The sequence below is a fragment of the Herbidospora sakaeratensis genome, assembly GCF_001570525.1.
GTDB lineage: Bacteria > Actinomycetota > Actinomycetes > Streptosporangiales > Streptosporangiaceae > Herbidospora > Herbidospora sakaeratensis.
The window spans coordinates 53,634-76,385 of the sequence record NZ_BBXC01000012.1 but is presented as its reverse complement, the minus strand read 5'-3'; the positions used below and the strand labels follow the sequence as shown (position 1 = coordinate 76,385).

At 71.8% G+C, this 22,752-nt stretch carries 20 protein-coding genes; 5 read left to right on the top strand and 15 right to left on the bottom strand.

The genetic code is table 11. The features are described from left to right. Positions 1 to 8: 8 nt before the first annotated feature. Together AW271_RS19245 and AW271_RS19240 are read left to right on the top strand one after the other, a co-directional pair. A complete protein-coding gene (locus tag AW271_RS19245; protein WP_062338740.1) occupies positions 9 to 440 on the top strand; it encodes an NfeD family protein in 432 nt (143 codons plus the stop codon). A gap of 2 nt (positions 441 to 442) precedes the next feature. Beyond that, positions 443 to 1,510: an SPFH domain-containing protein gene (locus tag AW271_RS19240; RefSeq protein WP_062339105.1), complete on the top strand. Its 1,068-nt coding sequence runs from the start codon at positions 443 to 445 to the stop codon at positions 1,508 to 1,510. Here AW271_RS19240 and AW271_RS19235 read toward each other — a convergent pair. The 10 genes from AW271_RS19235 to AW271_RS19190 form a co-directional block, all read right to left on the bottom strand. After that, complete coding sequence (locus AW271_RS19235; RefSeq protein ID WP_062338738.1) at positions 1,507 to 2,841, bottom strand: Fic family protein; 1,335 nt, start codon at positions 2,839 to 2,841, stop codon at positions 1,507 to 1,509. The two genes, AW271_RS19240 and AW271_RS19235, sit on opposite strands and share 4 nt — an antisense overlap. 70 nt (positions 2,842 to 2,911) lie before the next feature. Continuing rightward, on the bottom strand, positions 2,912 to 4,498 hold the full coding sequence (locus AW271_RS19230) for a GTPase (RefSeq protein ID WP_062338737.1): 1,587 nt from the start codon (positions 4,496 to 4,498) through the stop codon (positions 2,912 to 2,914). Beyond that, a complete protein-coding gene (locus AW271_RS19225) occupies positions 4,495 to 6,210 on the bottom strand; it encodes a GTPase family protein (protein ID WP_062338735.1) in 1,716 nt (571 codons plus the stop codon). Before AW271_RS19225 ends, AW271_RS19230 begins: the two co-directional genes overlap by 4 nt. Before the next feature lie 64 nt (positions 6,211 to 6,274). Further along, on the bottom strand, positions 6,275 to 6,832 hold the full coding sequence (locus AW271_RS39805; protein ID WP_169806364.1) for a hypothetical protein: 558 nt from the start codon (positions 6,830 to 6,832) through the stop codon (positions 6,275 to 6,277). A 39-nt stretch (positions 6,833 to 6,871) separates the two neighbouring features. After that, positions 6,872 to 8,329: a sensor histidine kinase gene (locus AW271_RS19215; protein ID WP_062338731.1), complete on the bottom strand. Its 1,458-nt coding sequence runs from the start codon at positions 8,327 to 8,329 to the stop codon at positions 6,872 to 6,874. Further along, entirely contained in the window at positions 8,326 to 9,012 is a 687-nt protein-coding gene (locus tag AW271_RS19210) for a response regulator transcription factor (protein ID WP_062338729.1), read from the bottom strand. Before AW271_RS19210 ends, AW271_RS19215 begins: the two co-directional genes overlap by 4 nt. Continuing rightward, on the bottom strand, positions 9,009 to 9,530 hold the full coding sequence (locus tag AW271_RS19205) for a hypothetical protein (protein ID WP_157554380.1): 522 nt from the start codon (positions 9,528 to 9,530) through the stop codon (positions 9,009 to 9,011). The genes AW271_RS19210 and AW271_RS19205 overlap by 4 nt, the downstream gene beginning before the upstream one ends. A gap of 20 nt (positions 9,531 to 9,550) precedes the next feature. After that, positions 9,551 to 10,801 carry an ABC transporter permease gene (locus tag AW271_RS19200; protein ID WP_062338725.1) on the bottom strand — a complete coding sequence of 417 codons (1,251 nt, stop codon included), beginning with the start codon at positions 10,799 to 10,801 and terminating at the stop codon, positions 9,551 to 9,553. Beyond that, on the bottom strand, positions 10,798 to 11,526 hold the full coding sequence (locus AW271_RS19195) for an ABC transporter ATP-binding protein (RefSeq protein ID WP_062338723.1): 729 nt from the start codon (positions 11,524 to 11,526) through the stop codon (positions 10,798 to 10,800). Before AW271_RS19195 ends, AW271_RS19200 begins: the two co-directional genes overlap by 4 nt. After that, a complete protein-coding gene (locus AW271_RS19190; protein ID WP_245653104.1) occupies positions 11,523 to 12,569 on the bottom strand; it encodes an efflux RND transporter periplasmic adaptor subunit in 1,047 nt (348 codons plus the stop codon). The genes AW271_RS19195 and AW271_RS19190 overlap by 4 nt, the downstream gene beginning before the upstream one ends. Before the next feature lie 119 nt (positions 12,570 to 12,688). Between AW271_RS19190 and AW271_RS19185 the strand changes: the two genes are divergently transcribed. Further along, positions 12,689 to 14,047: an efflux RND transporter periplasmic adaptor subunit gene (locus AW271_RS19185; protein ID WP_062338719.1), complete on the top strand. Its 1,359-nt coding sequence runs from the start codon at positions 12,689 to 12,691 to the stop codon at positions 14,045 to 14,047. Here the strand turns inward: AW271_RS19185 and AW271_RS19180 are convergent. From AW271_RS19180 to lhgD, 3 genes are read right to left on the bottom strand one after another with little or no spacing between them, the layout of a single operon-like run. Continuing rightward, on the bottom strand, positions 14,044 to 15,435 hold the full coding sequence (locus tag AW271_RS19180; protein ID WP_062338717.1) for a sensor histidine kinase: 1,392 nt from the start codon (positions 15,433 to 15,435) through the stop codon (positions 14,044 to 14,046). The genes AW271_RS19185 and AW271_RS19180 overlap by 4 nt on opposite strands. Positions 15,436 to 15,439: 4 nt before the next feature. Continuing rightward, positions 15,440 to 16,144, bottom strand: a complete 705-nt coding sequence (locus AW271_RS19175; protein WP_030452139.1) for a response regulator transcription factor — start codon at positions 16,142 to 16,144, stop codon at positions 15,440 to 15,442. 33 nt (positions 16,145 to 16,177) lie between these two features. Continuing rightward, positions 16,178 to 17,332: an L-2-hydroxyglutarate dehydrogenase gene (lhgD, locus tag AW271_RS19170; protein WP_062338715.1), complete on the bottom strand. Its 1,155-nt coding sequence runs from the start codon at positions 17,330 to 17,332 to the stop codon at positions 16,178 to 16,180. 21 nt (positions 17,333 to 17,353) lie between these two features. On the opposite strand from lhgD, the gene AW271_RS19165 reads away from it, so the two are divergent. Then, positions 17,354 to 17,719, top strand: a complete 366-nt coding sequence (locus AW271_RS19165; RefSeq protein ID WP_083976857.1) for a hypothetical protein — start codon at positions 17,354 to 17,356, stop codon at positions 17,717 to 17,719. Between the two features lie 52 nt (positions 17,720 to 17,771). On the opposite strand, the gene AW271_RS19160 is transcribed toward AW271_RS19165, so the two are convergent. Both AW271_RS19160 and AW271_RS19155 read right to left on the bottom strand, forming a co-directional pair. After that, positions 17,772 to 20,207, bottom strand: a complete 2,436-nt coding sequence (locus AW271_RS19160; protein ID WP_157554378.1) for an SCO7613 C-terminal domain-containing membrane protein — start codon at positions 20,205 to 20,207, stop codon at positions 17,772 to 17,774. Between the two features lie 104 nt (positions 20,208 to 20,311). After that, complete coding sequence (locus AW271_RS19155; protein ID WP_062338712.1) at positions 20,312 to 21,313, bottom strand: hypothetical protein; 1,002 nt, start codon at positions 21,311 to 21,313, stop codon at positions 20,312 to 20,314. 113 nt (positions 21,314 to 21,426) lie between these two features. Between AW271_RS19155 and AW271_RS19150 the strand changes: the two genes are divergently transcribed. Next, positions 21,427 to 22,398, top strand: a complete 972-nt coding sequence (locus AW271_RS19150; protein WP_062338710.1) for an aldo/keto reductase — start codon at positions 21,427 to 21,429, stop codon at positions 22,396 to 22,398. Positions 22,399 to 22,752: the final 354 nt, after the last annotated feature.

The following is a 22,752-nucleotide window of genomic DNA, read 5'->3' as shown; positions in this document are numbered from 1 at the left end:
GCGGTGCAATGGACTCGTGGATCGTGTGGTTGATCCTGGCGGCGGCTCTGGGAGTCGCGGAGCTCTTCACGCTCACCGCCGCCATGGGCATCATCTCGGTCGCGGCCCTGCTGACGGCGGGCGTGGCCGCGATAGGGCTGCCGCCCGGCCTGCAACTGCTCGTGTTCGTCCTGGCGTCCGGCGGCGGCCTGCTCGGCCTGCGCCCCCTGGCGATGCGGCACCTGAAGCAGGCCCCCGCCCAGAGGTTCGGCGTCTCGGCCCTGGTCGGCAAGTCGGCGTACGTGACCCACGAGGTCACCGGCCGAGGCGGCCGGGTCAAGATCGGCGGCGAGGAATGGTCGGCCCGCGCCTATGACGAGACCCTCGTCATCCCGGTCGGCGCCACCGTCGACGTGTTCGAGATCGAGGGCGCCACCGCGCTTGTCTACCCTCGGGAGTGACCATGGAAGTCGCGCTGCTCGTCATCCTGATCCTGGTCGCGATGTTCGCGGTCGTCACCGTCTTCCGGACGGTGCGGATCGTCCCTCAGGCGCGCGCCGCCAACGTCGAGCGCCTGGGCCGCTACAGCCGCACCCTCGATCCCGGCCTGAACTTCGTGATCCCCTACATCGACCGGGTGCGGCCGCTCATAGACCTGCGTGAACAGGTCGTCAGCTTCAAGCCGCAGCCGGTGATCACCGAGGACAACCTGGTCGTCGACATCGACACGGTCCTGTACTTCCAGGTGACCGACCCGCGCGCGGCGGCGTACGAGATAGCGAACTTCATCCAGGGCGTCGAGCAGCTGACCGTGACGACGTTGCGCAACGTGGTCGGCGGCATGGACCTGGAGAAGACGCTGACCAGCAGAGACACCATCAACAGCCAGCTGCGGGGCGTGCTCGACGAGGCGACCGGCAAGTGGGGCATCCGGGTCAACCGGGTGGAGATCAAGGCCATCGACCCTCCCAAGACCATCAAGGAGGCGATGGAGAAGCAGATGCGCGCCGAACGCGACAAGCGCGCGGCCATCCTGACCGCCGAGGGCCTGCGGCAGTCGCAGATCCTCACGGCCGAGGGCGAGAAGCAGAGCGCCATCCTGCGCGCCGAAGGTGAGCGCACCAGCCAGATCCTCAAGGCCGAGGGCCAGTCGCAGGCGATCGACGAGGTCTTCCAGGCCGTGCACCGCAACGACCCCGACCCGAAGCTGCTGGCCTACCAGTACCTCCAGATGTTGCCGCAGCTCGCGTCCGGCCCGGGCAACACGTTCTGGGTGATCCCGTCGGAGGTGACGTCGGCGCTCCAGGGCGTGTCGAAGGCGTTCACCGAGGCGCTGCCGCAGTCGGCGGCGACCAGGGAGCAGCCCGACCGCGACCGTCCGGCCGGTTCTGAGGCGGTGCGCGAGGCGGAGGCGGCCGCGGCGGAGGCCAAGGCGGAGGCGGAGGCCGATTCGCTGCCGAGGTCGATCGAACGCGGCCAGGCGGTGCCCGACCCACTGGGCGACCTCGACCGGTCGCGCGACCGGGCCTAGCCGGCGAGACCGAGGACTTTGCGGAGGTCGCCGACCGGCAGCCACGCGAAGCCCCGGCCTTCGGGAACCCTGGTGAGCAGGCCCCTGGTTTCCAGGGCCTGCAGGTCGGTGCGCGCGGTCTGCACGGTGATGTTGTGACTCCGTGAGTGCGACCGGACGGTGTAGCGGGCGTCGGACTTCTTGATCGCGTTCTGGAGGAGCGCGATCTGGCGATGGTTGAGGTGACCGGCGAGCGCGGACACGGCCCGCTGGAGATTGCGCGTCTGGCCGACCTTGCGGTCGAGGTAGTCGTGCAGGTCGGTGATGGCCTGGCTGATGATGCCGAGTTGGGCGTCGATGAAGTAGGTGAGGTCGCCCTCGTCCTGTTCGCAGTGCAGGAAGCTGCGGCCGTATTGGGCCTGTTTCTGCTTGATCAGGCGGGAGATCGACAGGAACTCGGTCAGCCAGTAGTCCTGGTTCAGCATCGACCAGTAGAAGAGCACGCGGGCGGTGCGGCCGTTGCCGTCGACGAACGGGTGGTCGAAGGACAACATGAAGTGCACGACGATGGCGCGGACGACCGGCGGCACGTAGGAGGCGCCGCTCTCTCCGTTGGCGAAGGCGCAGAGCGCCTCCATCCGCTCCGGCAGTTGTTCCGCCGGCGGCGGGGCGTGCAGGACGTTTCCCTCCATGTCCATGACGACGACCCGTTCTTCACCGGGCAGCTGCAGGCGGCCGGCCGTGGCGGGGTCGTCGAGAGTGCCTTCGGTGACGATGCGGTGGATCTCGGCGATCAGCGCCGGTGTGAGGCGTTCCTCCCTCAGCTCGCCCACGCGGCGCATGGCCAGGTAGTTGTTGAGGATCATCAGCTCGTCGCGGGTGCGGGGGTTGCGTCCGGTCCGCAACATGTGTTTCGCGACCTGGTAGGTCGTCGAGGCGCCCTCGAGCTGGGAGGAGGTGATGGCCTCTTCGATGAGCGAGTTGACGACGTACTGGTCGCGGGTCGGCGCGTCGTGGGTGACCGGCTCGGGGACCCCGATTCGGCCGCTGGTCTGCTTGGCCACGTTCTCGATGCCGCGCAGCACCTCGTCGGGCAGGGCGTAGCCGAAAGGGACGTCGTCCTGGAATCGCAACGGCAACCGCCGCCGGACCACCGAGCGGGCGATCTTCGTGGCCGCCCACCACTCCTCGAGGGTGAGCCCTTCGGGGACCGGACGCCAGCGGAACTCGTCCCAGGGCAGGTATCGCTCACCTGCGATCGACATGCCGTGGCGCATCACCTCGACGAGACGATCCCCCTGAAGGGAGGCCAGGATCGGCGACAGCGGTGGAGGCGGCTGGGGAATACGCACCGGGACCTCCGCCCGCTAGCTGCTAATTCTGCTCAGATTAGCAGCTAATTAGCTGCTAAGTTCGCCAGAATTAGCTGCTCGCCGTCTTGGCCTGCTGGACGAAGGTGGCGTAGCGGGTCTGTTCGTGGTCGATCGGGGTGATGACCATTCGGTCGGCCACGTCGGAGATGTTCTGGCGCAGCACCCTGGCCGACTTCCGGGCCTTCCGCCTGCTGCCGATCCAGGCCAGCCCTCGGGTCAGCAGGGCCACCACCACCCCGATGACCGCCGCGCCCACCAGCAGCGTCGTCGGCCACGGCACGTCTCCGGCCGTCGGTGTGTAGAGGCTCGGCAGTTGCAGGAAGCCCAGCACGTAAAGGACCACCAGCCAGCCCAGGCCCGCCAGCAGCGTCGCGAACAGCAGCCATTGGAGGGCGTTCACGGCGCGCCACCACAACGGGCGGCGTTCCATGCCGAGGTCGCTGCGGCCGACCGCCTGGTCGAGGGCGTCGGCCAGGCCCTCGTGGTGTTCGCGGGCTGAGCGGCGGATGGCGGCGGCCCAGGGTTCCGGGACGCCCTCGGCCGCTTCCAGGCCGACGGCTCTGACGGCCGCGTCCATCTGGGAGGTCTGGATGGCCGACGCCTGGGGCAGGGAGGTGCGGCCCGTCGTGGGGCGCTGGAGGTGCAGGCGGCGCAGGGGGTCGGGGCGGAAACGGCGCAGCCAGCGGGTCACCGGCCAGCCCATCGCCGCCACGGCGCGGTGCCGGTGGGCCTTCGCGACGGCCCGGACCACCAGGGGCACCCCGGCCGCTTCGGCCAGGGCCTCATCGAGGGCGTCGTGGTCGGGGGTGCGCGGGTCCGACGCGGGCAGGCCGCCGGAGGCGGCGATCAGGTGGTCGGCGGCGCCGGCCGTGTCGGCCTCCAGCCGCGACGACCACGCGTGGCGACGGCTGACCAGTTCGGTGAGCAGGTCTTTCAGCTCTTGTACGCCCTCTCCCGTCACCGTCGACACGGGCAGGATCGGCACGTCGCGAAGGCCGTCTTCGGCCAGCAGGCGGCGCAGGTCGTCGAGGCAGCGGCGGATGGCGTGCGGCGGGAGGCGGTCGATCTGATTGAGGACCACGAGGGTCACGTCGGCGTGCCTGGCCAGGGGGCGCAGGTAGCGCTCGTGGATGGCGGCGTCGGCGTACTTCTGGGGGTCCATGACCCAGACGAGCTGGTCGACGACGGCGACCAGGCGGTCGACCTCCAGGCGGTGGGAGAGCTCGATGCTGTCGTGGTCGGGCAGGTCGAGGAGGATCAGCCCGGCCAGGTCGTCGGAGTGCACGACGTGCCGGGTGGGCACGTCGAGCCAGTCGAGCAGCGGGCCCGAGCCCTCCGGCGACCAGAGGGCGCCCTGGGCCTTGGAGGTGGTGGGGCGGGTCACCCCGACCGTGGCGACGTCGCCGCCGGCCAGCACGTTGAACAACGACGACTTGCCGCTGCCGGTGGCTCCCGCCAGGGCGACCGCCGTGTGGTCGACCGACAGGCCCGCGCGGGCGCCGGCCCGGGCGACGACGGCGCGGGCGTGGTCGACCGGTTCCCGGGCCACCCGGCCGTCGGCCAGGTCGGCGGCGGCGCCGAGGGCCTTGAGGCGGTCGTCCAGGGAAATGTGGGAGCGGCGCCGCAGGAGCCTCACGCGGCACCGCCTGGAATGTCGCTCTTGCGGCGTTCGACGGCCTCGGCGGCGGCCCGCAGGGCGTGGGTGTCGGTCGACTCCATGCCGGCGAGCAGGACGTGGAAGCGCCCGGCCTCGTCGTCGAACAGATCCCTGACCCGCTGGCGGAGGTTGGCGCGGGCGGCGTCGGTGAGGCGGCGGACCGCCTGGTCGCCGAAGACCGCTTCCAGGAGCTTCTGGCTGAGGACCGTGGTGCCGCCGGCGACGCCGATCTCGATGCCGGTCAGGCCGCCCGTGGACGCGAACACCGTCAGCATGATCAGCAGGCCCAGGCCGTTCACCCCGAACGAGGCGGCCCTGGCCATGCTGCGCTTGTCGGCGCCCTCGTCGCGGACGAGGTCGAGCACGTAACCCTGCCAGTCGCGGACCGCCTTGGCGGCCTTGGTCGGCAGGTCGGCGGACACCCGGCCGAGCTTCCCGGCGGCTTCGATTCCGGTACGTTCCAGCAGGTCACGCCCCTGCGGAGTGGAGAGCCACGCGTCCACGGCGCGTTCGGCCGACCCGTCGGCGGTGGCCCTGATCAGCGACTCGACGCCGCTCTCCAGGGCGACCCTGAGCCGTTTGTCGGGGGCCGGACGCCCGGTGAAGGCGGCCACCAGCTTGTCGCGCACCCAGCCGACCCGGGTCTCCAGGGAGCGCATGAGGTCGCCGGTGCCGACGAAGTCCTGCCAGCGGTTCAGCACCTCGCCGCGCAGCAGGGTGCCGTCGCGCATGGCCTCGTCGAAGTCGGCCATGCCGACGTCGTAGCCCTTCTCGACCAGGCCGCGCAGCTCGTTCGCGCCGAGCAGCTGCCGGTCGGCCGCCTCGGCCAGGGCCGGGACCCGCACGGCCAGGCTGTCGAGCGCGCCCGACAGGGTCCGGCGGACGACGTCGGCGCGGGCCTCGTGGTCGGCCGAGAGGCCGTCGAGCCACTGTTTGATCGGCCGGACCGCCGTCTCGGGCAGCCGGGCGCGTTCGCTCGGCAGCGGCAGTTCCGGCACCTCGAACAGGGGCGTGCCCGCCAGGCCGTTCTCCTTGAGCAGGCGGCGCAGGTCGGCGGCGACCGGCACGCGGGCCTCCTCGGGCACCCGCTGGAGGATCACCGCCATGGCGGTGCTGCGTTCGCTCGCGATGCGCAGGAAGCCCCAGGGGACCTCGTCGGCGTACCGGCTGGCGGTCGTGACGAACAACCAGAGGTCGGCGGCAGCGAGCAGCTGGGCGGCGAGCTCGCGGTTGGCGGTGACCACCGAGTCGATGTCGGGCGCGTCGAGCAGCGCCAGACCGGGCTTGACCTGCGGCGACGTGACGATCTTGAGGGTGCCCGGCTGGCCGTCGCCGGTCGAGCGCGGCAGGCCCGGCAACACGTTCATGGACGTGAACCAGGGCCCGTCGGCCGCGGAGGCCACCAGGGTCGGGGCCAGCGTCGTCGGGCGGAGCACGCCAGGGGCGGTGACGTCGTCCTGGACGAGGGAGTTGACCAACGTCGACTTGCCGGCCCCGGTGGAGCCGCCGACGACGGCCAGCAGAGGCGCGTCGATGGCGGCCAGGCGCGGGATGAGGTAGTCGTCGAGCTGCCCGGCCAGCTCCTTCTGGGCGTGGCGGTCGGCCTCGACGTTCCCGATGGCGAGCGGGAACAGGTCACGGCCGAGCTGCGCACGCAGGCTCTTCAGCGCGGTCGCCAACCCATCGGACATATGGTCCGACTTCCCTCAAAGAAGCGTGCGCAACGTGGCGGATGCGCCAATTCACCGCAAAGCCCTATGAGGTGGACGGCATCAGAGGACGGCACTTCTCCAGGGCCTTCTTGATCGCCGGGTCGTCCCGGTTCACGTCCCGGAAGCTCGTCACCTCCGCGCCGTTGTCCTTCATGCAGGTGCGGAACGCGTTGAGGGCCGAGTCGTCGACCCGCCTGCCGCCGCAGGCCTGAAGGGCCTCCCGCGTCTTGTCATCCATGGACGGAAAACCCGACGGCCGCCCGCCTGATCGGCCATCACCAGAAGGCGCGCCCGAGGGCCGTTCGCCTGGCCGGCCGTCGCCCCATCGGCCGCCACCGGCAGGCGCGCCCGAGGGCCAGTCGCGCGGCTGGCCGTCGCTCGATCGGCCGCCGCCGAAGGGTGCGCCCGAAGTCCGGCCGCCGTTGAAGCCGCCTTCGGGCAAGGCCACTCCGTGCTCTTTGAGGCACTCGGCCAAGGCGGTGCGGTCGGCCGGTCCGCCCGAGGGCGCGGGAGCCGCGGTGGTCGACCCGCCTCCCCCGCCGCAGGCGGTCAGGGACAGGAGCAGGGCCGCGGTCAGGGCGGCGAAGGCGGTCTTCTGCACGGGATCCATCGAAGAGCCCCGGAATATGAGGCCGTTGAGTCACTCCTGTGAGGATGCTGGCAACCCCGCCGGCAGCTCCACCCGGAACACCGCGCCCCGCTCGCCGTTGGCCGCCCGGATCCGGCCCCCGTGCGCCTCCACCAGGGCCGCCGCGATCGACAAGCCGAGCCCGGCCCCGCCCTTCCGGGCTCCCCGGCTGCGGGACGGGTCGTCGCGGTAGAAACGCTCGAAGACCCGCTCGGGGCAGCGCAGCCCCGGCCCCTCGTCGGCGACCTCGATCACCACTCCGGACGAGGCCGCGCCGACCGCCACGGTGAAGCCCGTGCCCTCGGGGGTGTGCTTGAGCACGTTGCCCACCAGGTTGCCGAGGACCTGCCGCAACCGGGCCTCGTCGCCGACGATCATCAGGGGGTCGTCGGAGTCGTCCAGACGTACCAGATCGATCTCGCGCTCCGGAGCCAGGAGCCGGGCGTCGAGCACCTCCCCGGCGGCCAGGCTGAGCACGTCGACCGGTTCGCGTTCGAGGGGGCGCTGCTGGTCGAGGCGGGCGAGCAGGAGCAGGTCGTCGACCAGGACGCCCATGCGGGCGGCCTCGCCCTCGATGCGGCCCATCAGCTTCTCGGTGTCCGGGTCGGCCTCCTGGCGGTAGAGCTCGGCGAAGCCCCTGATGGAGGTCAGCGGGGTGCGCAGCTCGTGGGAGGCGTCGGCGACGAAGCGGCGCATGCGCTCCTCCGAGCCGCGCGCCTCGGCGGCCGACCGCCGGGCGGCCGTCTCCGACTGCTCGCGGGCGCGGAAGGCCAGCTCGATCTGGTGCAGCATGCCGTTGATCGCGCCGCCGAGACGGCCCATCTCGGTGCTGCGGGGTTGTTCGGGCACCCGCTGGGACAGGTCGCCCCCGGCGATGGCGGCGGCGGTGTGCTCGATCTCCCCGAGGGGACGCAGGCTGCGGCGTACCAGCCAATGGCAGGCGAGCCCGAGCGCGAGCAGCACGGCCGCGCCGACCCCGGCCACGATGAGGGTCAGCCGGGAGACGGTGTGCTCGATGTCGCCCAGGCTGACCGCCACCACCCGGCTGCGCCCGTCGGGGGTGGGCACGGCCACGACCCGCCACTCGGGGCCGGTCCCGTCGACCGATTCGACGGTGAAGGGGTGTCCCGACAGGGCCGCCACCCTCGTGTGGTCGAGGCCGGCCAGCACCGGCTCCTCCGGCGTGGTCGACGTGGCGATCTGGTCGGCCACCTTGCCGTCGGCGTCGAGGATGAGCACGTGGAACAGGCCCGGCAGCCGCTGCGGCCGGGGTTTGACGAGTTGCGACAGCGGCGGCTTGAGGGTCACCTCGCGCAGCGGCAGCCCGGCCGCGATCAGCTGCTGGTCGATGCGGTCGACCAGGTAGCCGCGCAGCAGCCGGACCGCGAACACGCCGGTGAGGGTGATCGCGAGGGCGACCAGGACGAGCGTCCCGGCCACCAGCCGCGCCCAGAGCGGCACCCGCCTCATCGGCGGGGCGCGCGCAGCACGTAGCCGACGCCGCGCAGGGTGTGGATCAGTTTTGGGTCGCGGGTGTCGATCTTCTTGCGCAGGTACGACACGTACGACTCGACCACGTTCCGGTCGCCGCCGAAGTCGTAGCGCCAGACGTGGTCGAGGATCTGCGCCTTCGAGAGCACCCGGCCCTGGTTGACCATGAAGTAGTGCAGCAACTTGAACTCCGTCGGCGACAACCGCACCGGGCGGCCCGACCGCCAGACCTGGTGGGCGTCCTCGTCCATCTCCAGGTCGGCCACCCGCAGCCGCATCGGCGCGGGGTCGGCGGCCCCGGCCCGGCGCAGCACGGCCCGGATGCGGGCCAGCACCTCGTCGAGGGAGAAGGGCTTGGTGACGTAGTCGTCGCCGAGGGCCAGGCCGGCGAGCTTGTCGTCGTGCGCCTGGCGGGCGGTCAGGAAGACGACCGGAACCCGCCGTCCGGCTGCGCGGAGGCGGGTGGCGACGGCGATGCCGTCCATGTCGGGGAGCATGACGTCGAGGATCATCAGGTCGGGCCGGAATCGTTCGGCGGCCTCGACCGCCTCCCTGCCGTCGGACGCCGTGATCACCTCGAATCCGGCGTAGCGGAGGCTGGTCGACAGCAGCTCCCGGATGTTCGGTTCGTCGTCGACGATCAGGAGCCTGGCCTCACTCATTGGTTCGCTCGCATTCTCGGCACGCCACCGCCCTCGGTCACGCTGGTGGCCGCGACGTTCCCGTCGGCGTCTCGCTCGCCCTGGACGACGACCGACGCGCCCGGCTTGAGATCCGACGGTTTGCCCTCTTTGGAGATTCGTACTTCGGTGTCGTCACTGGTGGTGACGACCGTGGTGGTGCCGTCGGCGCCCTCGACGTAGACCTTGTCGCCGTCGACCAGCTTGACGGTACCGACCGTGCCCTGGCCGCCCAGCTGACCACCCGGCTGACCGCCCAGCTGACCACCTCGGTTAGCCATCAGCTGGCCGATCATCGCCGTCCGGTCGTCGGTGGCGCCGAAGGTCTTCTGGGCCTGGATCCCGATGAGGATCCCGGCCACCAGCATCACCCCGGCGGCCAGGAACAGGGTCAGTCTGGGGAGTTTCGCCCGCTTGGGGCGGGCGGTCAGCTCCTCGGTGAGCTCGCCGCGGAACGGCGAGGTCTCCAGCAGTTCGTCGGCGGACATACGCCTGGGCACCGTGACTCCTTAACTCGAAGCTACTCGAAGCGCAGGGCTTCGATCGGCCGCAGCCGGGCGGCGCGGTTGGCGGGGTAACTGCCGAAGAACAACCCGATGGCGACCGAGACGCCGAGCGCCAGCACGACCGAGCTCGGCACCACGACGGGCGTGATGCCGGCGATGGTGAACTGCGCGCCGACGACCGCGATGGCGACCCCGAGCAGGCCGCCGACGAGGCTCAGCAGGGTCGCCTCGACGAGGAACTGGCCGAGGATCGCGCCGCGTGGCGCGCCGATGGCCTTGCGGATGCCGATCTCGCGGGTCCGTTCGGTGACCGTGACCAGCATGATGTTGGTGATCCCGATGCCGCCGACCAGCAGGCTGATCGCCGCGACGGCCGCGAGCAGGACCGTGAACGTCGAGGTGGCGGCGCTGACGGTCTCCTGGAGGGTGGCCTGGTTGAGGATCTGGTAGTCGGCCGCCACCGTGCCGCCGACGCCGTGCCGCTGGTCGAGCACCGAGGTGATCTCGGCCTGGGCGGCGGCCACGTCGGCGGCCGACCCGGCCTTGACGAGGATCTGGCCGAGCGGCCCGAACCCGGTGAGGCTCTGCTGCACCGAGGTCAGCGGCGCGATGGCGACGTCGTCGGCGTCCTGGAACCCGCCGGCCGACCCGGCCTCCTTCAGCACCCCGACGACGGTGAACGGCACCCCGGTGACGGTGATCTGCTTCCCGACCGGGTCGATCGGGCCGAACAGGTTCTCGGCCACGGTCTGCCCGATGACGACGACCTTGCGGGCGGCCAGCACGTCGTCGTTGAAGAAGTAGGCGCCCTTGGCGACGGGCTTGTTGGAGGCTTCGAAGTAGCTCGGGTAGGTGCCGATCACCTGCTGGATCGGGTGGGAGGCCCCGTCGTACGTCGCCGCCTGCGCGTTCGCCGAGACCACCGGCGACACCGAGGCCACGTGGGGCGCGGCCGCCTTGTCGGCGAGCGCCCTGGCGTCGTCCACGGTCAGCGGCCTGGCCTGGGTGCGCGGCCCGCTGTCCTCCTGCGGTCGGGCCATCCGGAAGCCCCCGCCACCGCCGCCGGTCGAGGAGCTGACCGTGAGCGTGTTCGCGCCGAGTTGCTGGATGTTGCGCTGGATCGACTGCGAGGAACCCTCGCCGACCGCGACCAGCAGGATCACCGCGGCGACCCCGATCAGGATGCCGAGCGTGGTGAGCGCGGAGCGCATCTTGTTGGCCGCCAGCCCCCGGACGGCGAACCGGACGATCTCGACGGCGCTCACGCGGTCGCCTCCCCGAGCCGGGGCGGCAGGCCGTCGACGGGGGCGAGCCGGGTGTCCTCGATGACGCGTCCGTCGCGCAGCCGGACCACCCGCTTGGCGTGCTCGGCGACGTCGGCCTCGTGGGTGATGACGACGATCGTGCGGCCCGTCGCCGACAACCGGTCGAAGATGCCCAGCACGTCCAAGGTGGAGGTGCTGTCGAGCGCGCCGGTCGGCTCGTCGGCCAGCAGCAGGGCGGGGGCGTTGACCAGCGCGCGGGCGATGGCGACCCGCTGCTGCTGGCCGCCGCTGAGCTCGTTCGGCTGGTGGCCGACCCGGTCGGCCAGGCCCACCAGGTCGAGCGCGGCCAGCGCCCGGCGGCGGCGTTCGGCCGGCTTGACCCCGCCGTAGGCGAGCGGCAGCTCGACGTTCATCAGGGCGGTCATGCGCGGGATCAGGTTGAACGACTGGAAGACGAACCCGATCTTCCGGTTGCGCACCACCGCCTGCCGCCGGTCGTCGAGCGCGCCGACGTCCACGCCGTCGAGGTGGAACCGCCCGGCGGTCGGCACGTCGAGGCAGCCGATGATGTTCATCAGGGTCGACTTGCCGGAGCCGGAGGCCCCCATGATCGCCACGTAGTCGCCGGGCTCGACCTGGAGCGACACCCCGCGCAGGGCGTGCACCGCCGTCTCGCCCGCGCCGTAGACCTTCGTGGCGTCCCGTACGTCCAGCACCAGGCTCATGGCCGCCCACCGAACCCGCCGCGGAGGAACCCGCCGGTCTGGCCGGTCGGCGCGACGACCGGCCGCACCACCTGGTCGCCCTCCTGGAGGCCCGAGACGATCTCGGTGCCCGTCGTGCCCTTCACCCCGGTCTCGACGACCCGCACCGTCTGCCGCCCGTCCTCCAGCACGGTCACCGTGCTGCGCCCGCCGGCCGTGGTGATCACCGCCGATGGCAGCGTCAGCACGTCGTCGGCCCGGTCGACCACCACGCTGACCGACGCCGTCTGCCCGAGCCTGACCTGGTCGGGGAGGTCGGTCAGGGCGATCGTGGCCGCATACGACACCACGTTGTCCTCCGTCTGGGGCTGCGCCCCGATGAGCACGACCTCGCCCGTGGCGGTCACGCCCGGGATCGCGTCGAAGGTGATCTGGGCCGCCAGGCCGACCTTCAGCCTGGTCACGTCCGACTCGGTGAAGTTCCCGACGATCTGGAGCCTGGCGGGGTCGGCGACGTCGACGAAGCCGCCCTCCTGGACCTGCGAGGGCCCGCCGGCCGTGCCGCCGACCGCCGTGACGGTCCCGGCGAACGGGGCCTTGATCACGGTCCCGGCGAGGGTGCGCTTCGCGGCCTGGTAGGCGTTCTTCGCGGCGACGTACTGGGAGTAGCCGGAGGCGCTGTCGGTGTCGCCGTCCTCGGCGGCGTCGAGGCTCGCCTTGGCGGCGTCCACGCCCTCGCGGGCGCTCGCGTCGTCGAGGCGGGCCAGCACCTGGCCCTTCTTCACCTTCTCGCCGGGTTCGACGGAGACGGACGCGACGGTGCCCTGGGTGGCGAAATTCAACGAACGGGCCCGGGAGCTCTCCACGGCCCCCGACGCGGTCACGGCCGCCTCGACCGTGCCGCGGGTGACCCTGGTGGTCAGCACGTTCCCCGACGCCGCCGGCTCGCCCCCGCCCCCGAGGGACGCCCAGGCCGCCCCGGCCCCGCCGAGCAGCAGCACCCCCAGCGAGGCGTTCAGGATCAGCGCTCTGCGCTTCGTCGACAACTTCACAGGGATGGACACTGCCGGTCCAGGTTTGGAGCGCCCTCTGCCGGTCCTGAACGTTTCCTGTCAAGGGTCCACAGGCAACTCGCAGTTTCGGCTCAGCGGAACATGACACGCGGTCACCAGGATGACGAGCCATGACTCGTACCCGGCTCCGCGCCGGCGGCCTGGCCCTGGCCGCCGCCGCCCTGGCGACCACCGGCGTGATCCTGCTCTCGGAGGACCCGCCGGCCCTGCCTGACGTGGAACTCGTCGCCGCCGCCCGCGGCGACGTGACCTCGGTCGCCGCCGCCGCCGGGAACACCGTGGACGACGGCATCCACGACCTGGCCTTCTCGACGGCCGGGACGGTCGAGAAGGTGTACGTCAAGATCGGCGACCAGGTCCGCAAGGGCGACCTGCTGGCCCGGATCGACGACACGATCGCCCGCGAGGACTACGCCGCGGCGAAGGCCGCCCTGGCCGCGGCGGAGGAACGACTCGACACGGTCGACGGCTCGGGCGCGACGGGCGGCTCCTCCGCGCCCCCCAGCCGACAGCCCCAAACGAACTGCCCGCCCACGAACGGCAAGCCGTCACCTACAGCCAGGGCGAAGCCGTCGAGCTCGCCCAGCGGCATCCGTGCCGCTGCGGTGTCGTTCACCAAGTCTCCGGTGCCATCGGAGAAGCCGTGGCGGCAGGGGGAAGCGGAAGTCCACCTCGACCCCGCGACCGAGCCGTCCCCATCGCCGTCGTCGTCGCCTTCGCCTTCGCCTTCTCCGACGCCGACCCCGAGCCCGAGCCCATCCTGCGACCAGCAGCCTCCGCAGCAGGAGCAGCAGCGCCCCCAAGGCGGCGGCGCCCGCCTCCCGCAGCAACAGCAAGGCGGCGGCCCGCAGATGACCGAGGCCGAAGCAGAAGCCGCCGTCACCAAGGCCGAGAACGACCTGACCGCCGCCAGGGACGCCCTGAAAGGCGTCGTCATCAAGGCCCCCTCGGCCGGCACCGTCCTCCAGGTCGGCGGCGTCGCGGGCGACCCCTACACCGAGGGGGCCTTCGTCAGCCTCGGCGACCTGACCGACCTCCAGGTCAAGGCCCTGTTCACCCAGTCGGACATCGGCACCCTGAAAACCGGCCAGCAGGCCGTCATCACCCTGGCCGAGGGCGCCTACCAGGGCACGGTCTCGCACATCGACCCCATGGCCACCACGACCGACCGGCTGGTCCGCTACGGCGTCACCATCTCGTTCGACGACCAGCCCGCCGGCCTCCTCCTCGGCCAGTCCGCGACCGTCCAGGTCGTCACGGGCGAATCACCCAATGTCGTCTACGTCCCGGCCAGGGCCGTCCAGAACGACACGGTCACCCTGCCCGGCGGCGCGAAGCGTAAGGTCACCACGGGCGTGCGCAGCGACACCACGGTGGAGATCACCGGCGGCCTGACCGAGGGCGAGCAGGTGGCGCTTCCGGGCACCCCCGAAGGCGGCTTCCCCGACGAGGGTTTCCCCGGCCTCTAGTCCTGCTCCGGCTCCAGGCGCAACACCACGCGGAACGCCGCGCCCGCCCCCGGCGACGTCTCCAGGGTCACGGTCCCTCCATGGGCCTTCACCAGCGACGACACGATCGACAACCCCAGCCCGGCGCCCGACGACTCGTCGTGGGTGCGGGCCGGGTCGGCGCGGTAGAAACGTTCGAAGACGCGCGCCGCCTCGTCGGCGGTCATCCCGGGCCCCTTGTCGGCGACCTCGACGAACGCCTCGGTCCCGGCCGCGCCGACGGTCACCATCACCGGCACCCCATCGGGCGTATGGGCCAGGGCGTTGGACATCAGGTTGCCGACGACCTGCCGTAACCGCACCTCGTCGCCCGACACGATCGGCGCGGTCGTGCCCTCGACCGCCAGGGAGATCGCCCGGCCGGGCGACAGGATGCGCGCGTCCTGGACGGCGTCGCCCGCGATGGCCAGCAGGTCGACCGGCTTCGAGGCGAGGGGGCGCTGCTGGTCGAGGCGGGCGAGCAGGAGCAGGTCTTCGACGAGGAGGCTCATCCGTTCGGCCTCGCTCTCGATGCGCCGCATCAGCCGCGTCACGTCGGTCTGCGGGGCCTGACGGTGGAATTCGGCGTACCCGCGGATGGAGGTCAGCGGAGTGCGGAGTTCGTGGGACGCGTCGGCGACGAACCGGCGCATGCGCTCCTCCGACTCCCGGGCCGCCGCCTCCGAGCGCGACCGGTCGTCGAAGGCCTTCTCGATCTGGGCGAGCATGCCGTTCAGCGACCGGGCCAGCCGGCCGACCTCGGTACGCGGGTCGCGGTCGGGGATGCGGCTGCTCATGTTGCCGGCGGCGATCGATCCGGCCGTGCGCTCGATCTCGGCCAGCGGGCGCAGGCTGCGCCGGACCAGCAGGATCCCGATCGCGCCCGCCAGCGCCAGCACCACCGCGCCGCCCAGGATGACGATCAGGCCCAGCCGGCTCGTGATCTGGGTGACCCCGCCGAGCGCGATGGCCGTGACCAGGGTGCGGTCGCTCGCCAGCGGCACGGTCTTGACCCGCCACGACACGCCGTCGGCCGACCGGGTCGCGATCTCGCCCGGGGGCGGCAGGTCGGCCGGGCTCGGGCCGCCGACCACCGATTCGCCGGCCGCCGTCGGGCCGACCGTGCCGTCGGCCTCGACGACCTGCACCAGGCCCTCGGGCGGCAGCCGCTGCATCGAATAGGTCAGGTCGCCGCTGTGCGCGAGCCGCGCGAGCGTCTGGACGCTGAGCTTGGCCACCTGCTCGTCGACGCGGTCGATCAGGTAGCTGCGTAAGAGGGAGACGCTGGCCGCGCCGATCACCAGCAGGGTCCAGGCGACCAGGGCGAGCATCGCCGCGATCAGCTTCGTACGCAGCGACACCCGGCTCATGTCGTCAGGCCGAGGTTCGCATCACGTAGCCGACACCGCGCAGGGTGTGGATCAACCTCGGCGCCGACCGGCTGTCGATCTTGCGCCGGAGCACCGACACGTAGGACTCGACGATCCCGGCGTCGCCCCGGAAGTCGTAGTCCCACACGTGGTCGAGGATCTGCGCCTTCGAGAGCACCCGCCCGGCGTTGGCCATGAAGTAGCGCAGCAGCTTGAACTCGGTCGGCGACAGCGGCACCGGGTTGCCCGACCGCCAGACCTCGTGGGACTCCTCGTCGAGCTCGATGTCGGCGAAGGTCAGCCGGGGCGGCGGCGCGGTCGGGTCGCCGGCGGTGCGGCGCAGCACGGCCCGGATGCGGGCGATGACCTCTTCGAGCGAGAACGGCTTGGTGACGTAGTCGTCGCCGCCCAGCGTCAGGCCGCGGATCTTGTCTTCGGTGGCGTCGCGGGCGGTCAGGAAGACGACGGGGGTGAAGGTGCCGCCGCCGCGCAGCCGCCGGACGACGTCGAAGCCGTCCATGTCGGGCAGCATCACGTCGAGCACGATCAGGTCGGGCCGGTGACGGGTGGCCGCGGCGACTCCCTCGGTGCCGCTGGACGCGGTGCTGACCTCGAAGCCGGCGTACCGCAGGCTCGCGGCCAGCAGTTCGAGGATGTTCGGCTCGTCTTCGACGATCAGCAGTCGGGCTTCGGGAGTCACCATGAGCATCTTCTCGGACGATGGGGGGCGTACCTGAGCACTTTATGAAGAATCGCTTAAGGTTGCCGTCAAATCAGCCACATGCCGGGCGATGGCGAAGCTCGACGTCGCCGCCGGAGAGGGCGCGTTGCGCACGATCAGGACCCGCCCGTGGCGGTCGATGGCGAAGTCGTCGATCAGCGCGCCGTCGCGGCCGACCGCCTGGGCCCGCACCCCGCTGCCCGCCCTGACCAGGTCGCCCCCGGTGAGCGCGGGCACGTAGCGGCGGGCCGCCTTGAGGAACGCCGACGGCCGCAGCGAGCCGTTCAGTTCGCGCAGGCCGGTCAGCCAGTGGCGGCGGGCCATCCTGCGGGTGCCGGGCCAGGCGAGGATGCGGGCCAGCTCGCCCAGCCGCACGTCGCGCCACGAGTAGCCTTCGAGCGCCAGTGCCATGATCGCGTTGGGCCCGACCAGCACCTCGCCGTCGATCCGTCGGGTGAGGTGGACGCCGAGGAAGGGGTAACGCGGGTCGGGAACGGGATAGATGAGGCCCTTGACCAGGGCTTTCGCGTGGCCGGTCAGGCGGAAGTACTCGCCGCGGAACGGGACGACGCGCACCTCTCCCCGGCCCGCCAGGGCGTCGGTGCCCAGGCCGGCGCAGACCACCAGGCGGTCGAAGCGCAGGCCGCCCGCCGCCACACCCGTGGCCGACTCGTGGACGGCCGGCACGGGGTGCGAGAGCCGTACATCCAAGGATGCGGCGAGATGCCGGGCGACGGCGGGAAAGTCGGCGACGGCGGTGCGGGGAGAATGGACGGCGGCGACGCCGACCGCATGGGGTTCGATCTCGCGCAGGCCGAGGGCGTCGAGCTCGGTGATGTCCGGTACGCCGTTCGCGCGCGCCCTGGCCGCGATCTCGCGCAGCCCCGCCCGCTCGGCCCTCGTCGAGGCGATCACCAGCTTGCCGATCTCGTCGTAGGGCAGCCGGTGCTCCCGGCAGTAGTCGCGCAGCAGCGCGACCCCTTCGCGGCACAACCGCGCCTTCAACGACCCCGGCCGGTAGTAGATCCCGGCGTGCACGACCCCGCTGTTGTGCCCGGTCTGGTGGGCGGCGACGCGGTCTTCCTTCTCGAGCACGGTCACCTCGGCGCCCCGGGAGGTCAGCTCGCGCGCCACCGCGAGCCCGAGGATGCCGGCGCCGACCACCCCGATCTTCATGCCTTCGATAATATCGAACACGTGTACGTTCCACCGGGATGGCCACCCGAAGTACGCCCACCGGGCAGCCCCGACTGGCAGACGTCGGCCGTCAACTGGCTGCTCGACGCGGTGCCGCCCGACTACCGCGCCTACGGGGTGCTGCGCCGCCATCCGCTCGCGCTGGCCCGCATGGCCGGCCACACCGTGCGCGCCCAGGTCGAGGGCGCGCGGGCGGGCTACCGCGACGCGGCCGTCGACCTGAAGGAGCACCTGCCGCCCCACGTGGTCGAGGCGGTCCTGGAGGTCTACCGCCGGGAGGGCCCCCGGCTCGTCGCCCTCGCCGAGTCGATCGCCCTGGTCGAACGCGCGCTCAGGGGCGAGGAGTTCGTCGAAGGAAGACGCTGACGGCCGAAGGCCGACAGCGTCTTCCGCCGGGAATCTGCCTAAAAGACACGATTCACCGCAGACCCCGGATCGCCGCGCCGACCCGCTTGACGTCGCGGATCCGGCTCTCGTACGTCGCCCCGACCAGCAGCAACAGCAGCCCGCCCACGGCCATCGGCACCCACCGGGGCACCAGGAGCACCAGGTCGGCCACCCAGGGCGCGATCTCGTGCACGGTCACCGCCGCGAGCGTGAACCCGCCGAGCACGGCGGGCGCCTGCAGCCGCCGCAGCGCCCCGACCACCAGCACTCCCAGCGCCACGATCCCGAGCGCCAGCGGCCTGACCCATCCTTCGGGCTGGTCGTAGAGCACGAACAGGCTCGGCAGCAGCGTGAAGGTCAACCCCGCGCCGTAGGCCCGCCACGACGACCCGGTCCGCGCCTTCCACCAGCCGAACACCAGCAACACGGCCGAGAACGGCGCGGTGTAGGCCTCGACGAGGGTGACGTCCTCGGCGACCAGCCGCGACCACGAGGCCGTCAGCAGCAGCGCGGTGGCCAGGTAGCCGACCTTCCCGCGATCCTTGCGCAGCGCCACCCCGGTCGCGATCACCCCGGCGGCGGCGGCCGCGAGACTGAACATCCTCAGGTCCTGGACGACCGCCAGCCCCGCCAGCCCGGCCACCCCGGCCCCGATCTCGGTCCGCCGCCAGGGCGCGGCCGCGGCGGCCACCGCGAGCAGCACGAACGTGAGGAACCGGGGCTGGAGATCGGCCGCCAGCCAGGCCGCCGCCACGAACCCGCCGGCGTGCACGACCGCGACGTTCGCCGCCCACGTCCGCGACTTCTCGTCCCGGACCGCCACCCCCGCCGCGATCACCACGAGCGCGGCCAGCACCACGAGCGTCGCCGTCTCGCTGACCAGCCCCCACACCACGGCCACCACGCCGACGCCGAGGGCGAGCCGGGCGAACGCCGGCTGCCGCACCGCCGCGATCCCGGCGGTCAGCGCCAGCAGCACTGCGATCATCACGGGGTAGGGCAGGTCGAACACCGGCGGCACGAACGCGACCGCCAGCGCCCCCGCGAGCACCGCGACGACCTTCTGCTTCACCACCAGCGCCAGCGCGACCGTGATCAGCCCGAGCAGCAGCAGGTCGGGCACCCCCGGCACCCACGGCGACCGGCTCAGGTAGTCGCCCGCCCCCGCGCCCCAGCTCGCCGACCAGACACCGTGCCCCCAGTCGAGCGGCCCCCGCACCACGATGAGGACCGGCGCCAGCACGCCGATCGACGCCACCGCCCCCACGACCAGCGCGGTCGTGCGCGCCCGCCCCCGCAACACCAGCGCGAACACCCCCGCCGCGACCGGCGCGACCAGGACGACCCACTCGAACGGCACGACCGCCGCGACCGGCGCCCGCACCGCGAACACCCCCGCGACGACGCCCCCGATGATCGGGACCAGCGGGAACCTGGTCGCCCTGCGGGCCAGGAAAGCGGCCTCGACGGCGGCCACGGCGAGGATGACGCCGTAGACGACCCCCTTCGCCAGGTCGTCGGGGTAGGCCGTCGACTGGAAGAACGCGATGTAGACGCCGACGACCCAGGTGACGAGCAGCCCGATCAGGGCGGTCTTCCGGCGGGTCAGCGTCCAGACGACGAGGTCGAACGCGGCGGTGAGCACCAGCGCCCCGGCGGCGTGCGCGACGGTCTCGTCGGCGATGGAAATGATGAGCGGGAACTGCGCGAGCCCGATGGCGACCGGGACCGGCAACGACAACCGGGCGTACCCGCCGTAGAGGGCGAACACCCCCGCCGCCAGCGCGATCAGCACCGCCGTGTACGCCAGCGCGTCGACGTCGGGCTCGAACCAGACCTGGTAGGCGGCGTAGCCGTCGAGCAGGAACAACGCCAGCCCGAGGATGGCGACGGTCTCGGCGGTCGCCTTGAGGTTCCGCCTGACCAGCAGGAAGGGCGCCGCGAAGGCGAAGGCGGTGAACCCGACCAGAATCGCCGCCCGCCCCCCGATCCCGACGGAACCCCAGCTGACGATCGTGAACACGAACGCGGCCACGACGAGCAGCAACCCGCCGAGCCCGAGCAGCAGATTCCGGACAGCGGAGGGCGACATCTCCCGCTTCGGCGCGACGGGACCATGGAAACCGCCCCCGCCCTGCTGCCACCCAGGCTGTCCCTGGGCGCCCGTCCGCTGCCCTGCGCTCGCCGCCTCCTGCTCGGATGGGCCGCTCACCGGCGCTTGGGCTCCCCCGGCCCAGGCGCCGGTGGGCTGGTGCTCTCCGGCGGCGCGGAGCGCGGTGAGCAGCTCCGTCCTCCTGCCCAGCAGCCGGGCCTCGCGCCCCCGTAGATCGTTCAGAGCGAGGTCGAGCTGCCACAACTCCGCCGCGATCGGGCCGTGGAGCGGAAGCTCGCAGGCGGGACAGCGGCGAGGTGACCCGTCCAGTGGGACACCGCAGTCGGGGCAGGCAGGAGAGCCGGCGGAGTGCATACGGGAACCATCCCGCTCAACCCCATGTGGGCGCTATGGAGCACCTACTCAATTCGCGGTGAGTATCCCGGTATGTGGCTGACAAAAGCACTCAAATCGCAAGCTCAGCGCCCGGCCCAACGCGCGATCCCGACGATGATCCCGACCGCCCCCACGGCCACCCCGAGCCACAGAGCGATCATGAGCCCGGTGTTCGGCCCCTGCGACTCGGCGGACACCGGCTCAGCCGCCGCCGGGCTCGGCTCGGCCGCCTCGGAGACCTCCGGCGTGGGCGACGGGCTGGGCATGGCGCCCTCCGGCAGCGGAACCCGCACGACCGGGCTGCGCGCCCCCTCCGACCCGGTCAGCAGCGCCTTCCCGTCGGCCGTGTAGGTGATCGACTCCGCCTGCCGCAACATGGGCATGCCCACCCCCGAGATCTCCTCGTCGATCTTCCGGTAGAGGGTCGCCGAGAAGTAGGTCCGGATCACGAAACTCGACCCGTCCGGCGCGAACGCCGCGTCGGTCGCCATGGTCGGCGCCGACCCCACCTTCTTCAGCACGTTCACCCGATCGGTCCGCAGCTGCCTGGGCGCCGCGTAGACGAGCCCGTCGAACTCCTTGGTCACCACGTAGACACGACCGGTCCGAGGGTCGACCATGAGACCTTCGGCGTTCCGCGCCTGGTCGGCGTACCGGAAGCGATACCGCACCGCCGAGACGGTGCCACTGCGCAGCCGGGCCGGCTCGGTCACCTTGTAGACCGAGATGTCCGACCACGCCCCGTCGAGGTTGTCGCCGATGTCGCCGAAGAACAACACCCCGCGCCCCGACGAGTCACGGTAGGCCGCCATGCCCTCCCAATCGCGGGCCTCGGCGTTCTCGATCGTGTACGCCGCCTTGGTCCGCCCCGTCGCGGAGTCGACGGCGTAGAAGACGGCCCCGGCGTCACTGTCGTTGTGGGTGTAGACGATCCCGGGATGCGTCGGCGAGACGGCGAGGCCGCTCGACTCGGTGATCCGGGGATCGGCGAACCGGAACAACTCGTCGTCGTCGGCCTGCGCCGGAACCGCCCACAGGACCACGACCAGCAAGGCCAGCCCGATTCCCCGACATGTCCACCCCATGGGAACATCCTGCCCTGTCCGATGGCCGCGCCCTGTTGGATGGCCGCGCCTCCGGCGCGGCGGCTGGCGTGAGGGCTGGCCTGGAGTCCACTCCAGGTTCCTATGGTGGAAGCATGGACTACGCGCAGCTCGGTCGTACCGGACTCAAGGTCAGCAAGCTCTGCCTGGGCACGATGAACTTCGGCCCGCAGACGTCGGAGGAGGACTCCTTCGCGATCATGGATCGCGCCCATGAGCTGGGCATCAACTTCTTCGACACCGCCAACGTCTACGGATGGGTGAAGGGCGAGGGCGTCACCGAGCAGATCATCGGCCGGTGGTTCGCCAAGGGCGGTGGGCGTCGGGAGAAGACCGTCATCGCCACCAAGCTCTACGGCTCGATGGGCGACTGGCCCAACGAGACCTTCCTCTCGGCGCTGAACATCCGCCGCGCCTGCGACGCCTCGCTGAAGCGCCTGCAGACCGACTACATCGACGTCTACCAGGCTCACCACGTCGACCGGAACACCCCGTTCGAGGAGTTCTGGGAGGCCATGGAGGTCCTGCGCCAGCAGGGCAAGATCCTGTACGTCGGCTCGTCGAACTTCGCGGGCTGGCACATCGCCAAGGCCCAGGAGACCGCCCGCCGCCGCAACTTCCTCGGCCTGGTGAGCGAGCAGTCGAAGTACCACCTGCTGGAGCGCTCGGTCGAGCTGGAGGTCCTCCCGGCGTGTGAGGACTACGGGCTGGGCGTCATCCCGTGGAGCCCCCTGGCCGGCGGCCTGCTCGGCGGCGTCCTGCGGAAGATCGACAAGGGCCGCAGCGCCACCGAGGACATGCTCCAGAACCTCGAGAAGGTCCGCCCCCAGATCGAGCAGTGGGAGGCGTTCTGCGACGACCTGGGCGAAGACCCCGCCAACGCGGGCCTCGCCTGGCTCCTCCACCAGAAGGCCGTCACGGCCCCGATCATCGGCCCGCGCACCGCCGACCAGCTCAACGGCTCCCTGCGCGCCCTGGAGATCAAGTTCGACGACAAGGCCCTGGCCCGCATCGACGAGATCTTCCCCGGCCCGGGCGGCACCGCCCCCGAGGCCTACGCCTGGTGAAGAAAGTCCGGTGCGGCCACCCGCCGCACCGGACTTCTCCGGGTCATTCGAGCCCGGCTCCCCACCCCTCCGGTTCCGGCCCTGATCGTGCGGCCCCGGCTCCCGGTCTTGCGAGCCGGGCGCCCTGTTCTTGCAGGTCCGGTTTCCGGCGCCTCAGGTCCGTCTTTCGGCCACCGCTCCGCCGGTGAAGTCCTCCCGCCGCCGGGGCGCGCCGACGCTTGGACTGAGGAGCGCAGGAGAGCGCAGCGAACCGGAGCGACGAGGGAAAGCGTCGGGTCTGAGCGCCCCGGCCGCCGCGCCGGAGGCGCGGCCATCAAACAGGCCCCGGCCGCCGCGCCCAGGGCGCGGCCATCA

Coding starts and splice junctions, on each gene's coding strand:
- lhgD (WP_062338715.1), bottom strand. CDS start 17,332: ATGAAGATCGGGGTGGTCGGCGCCGGCATCCTCGGGCTCGCGGTGGCG.
- AW271_RS19150 (WP_062338710.1), top strand. CDS start 21,427: ATGGACTACGCGCAGCTCGGTCGTACCGGACTCAAGGTCAGCAAGCTC.
- AW271_RS19225 (WP_062338735.1), bottom strand. CDS start 6,210: ATGTCCGATGGGTTGGCGACCGCGCTGAAGAGCCTGCGTGCGCAGCTC.
- AW271_RS19175 (WP_030452139.1), bottom strand. CDS start 16,144: ATGCTCATGGTGACTCCCGAAGCCCGACTGCTGATCGTCGAAGACGAG.
- AW271_RS19240 (WP_062339105.1), top strand. CDS start 443: ATGGAAGTCGCGCTGCTCGTCATCCTGATCCTGGTCGCGATGTTCGCG.
- AW271_RS19160 (WP_157554378.1), bottom strand. CDS start 20,207: ATGCACTCCGCCGGCTCTCCTGCCTGCCCCGACTGCGGTGTCCCACTG.
- AW271_RS19185 (WP_062338719.1), top strand. CDS start 12,689: ATGACTCGTACCCGGCTCCGCGCCGGCGGCCTGGCCCTGGCCGCCGCC.
- AW271_RS19155 (WP_062338712.1), bottom strand. CDS start 21,313: ATGGGGTGGACATGTCGGGGAATCGGGCTGGCCTTGCTGGTCGTGGTC.
- AW271_RS19215 (WP_062338731.1), bottom strand. CDS start 8,329: ATGAGGCGGGTGCCGCTCTGGGCGCGGCTGGTGGCCGGGACGCTCGTC.
- AW271_RS19210 (WP_062338729.1), bottom strand. CDS start 9,012: ATGAGTGAGGCCAGGCTCCTGATCGTCGACGACGAACCGAACATCCGG.
- AW271_RS19245 (WP_062338740.1), top strand. CDS start 9: ATGGACTCGTGGATCGTGTGGTTGATCCTGGCGGCGGCTCTGGGAGTC.
- AW271_RS19180 (WP_062338717.1), bottom strand. CDS start 15,435: ATGAGCCGGGTGTCGCTGCGTACGAAGCTGATCGCGGCGATGCTCGCC.
- AW271_RS19195 (WP_062338723.1), bottom strand. CDS start 11,526: ATGAGCCTGGTGCTGGACGTACGGGACGCCACGAAGGTCTACGGCGCG.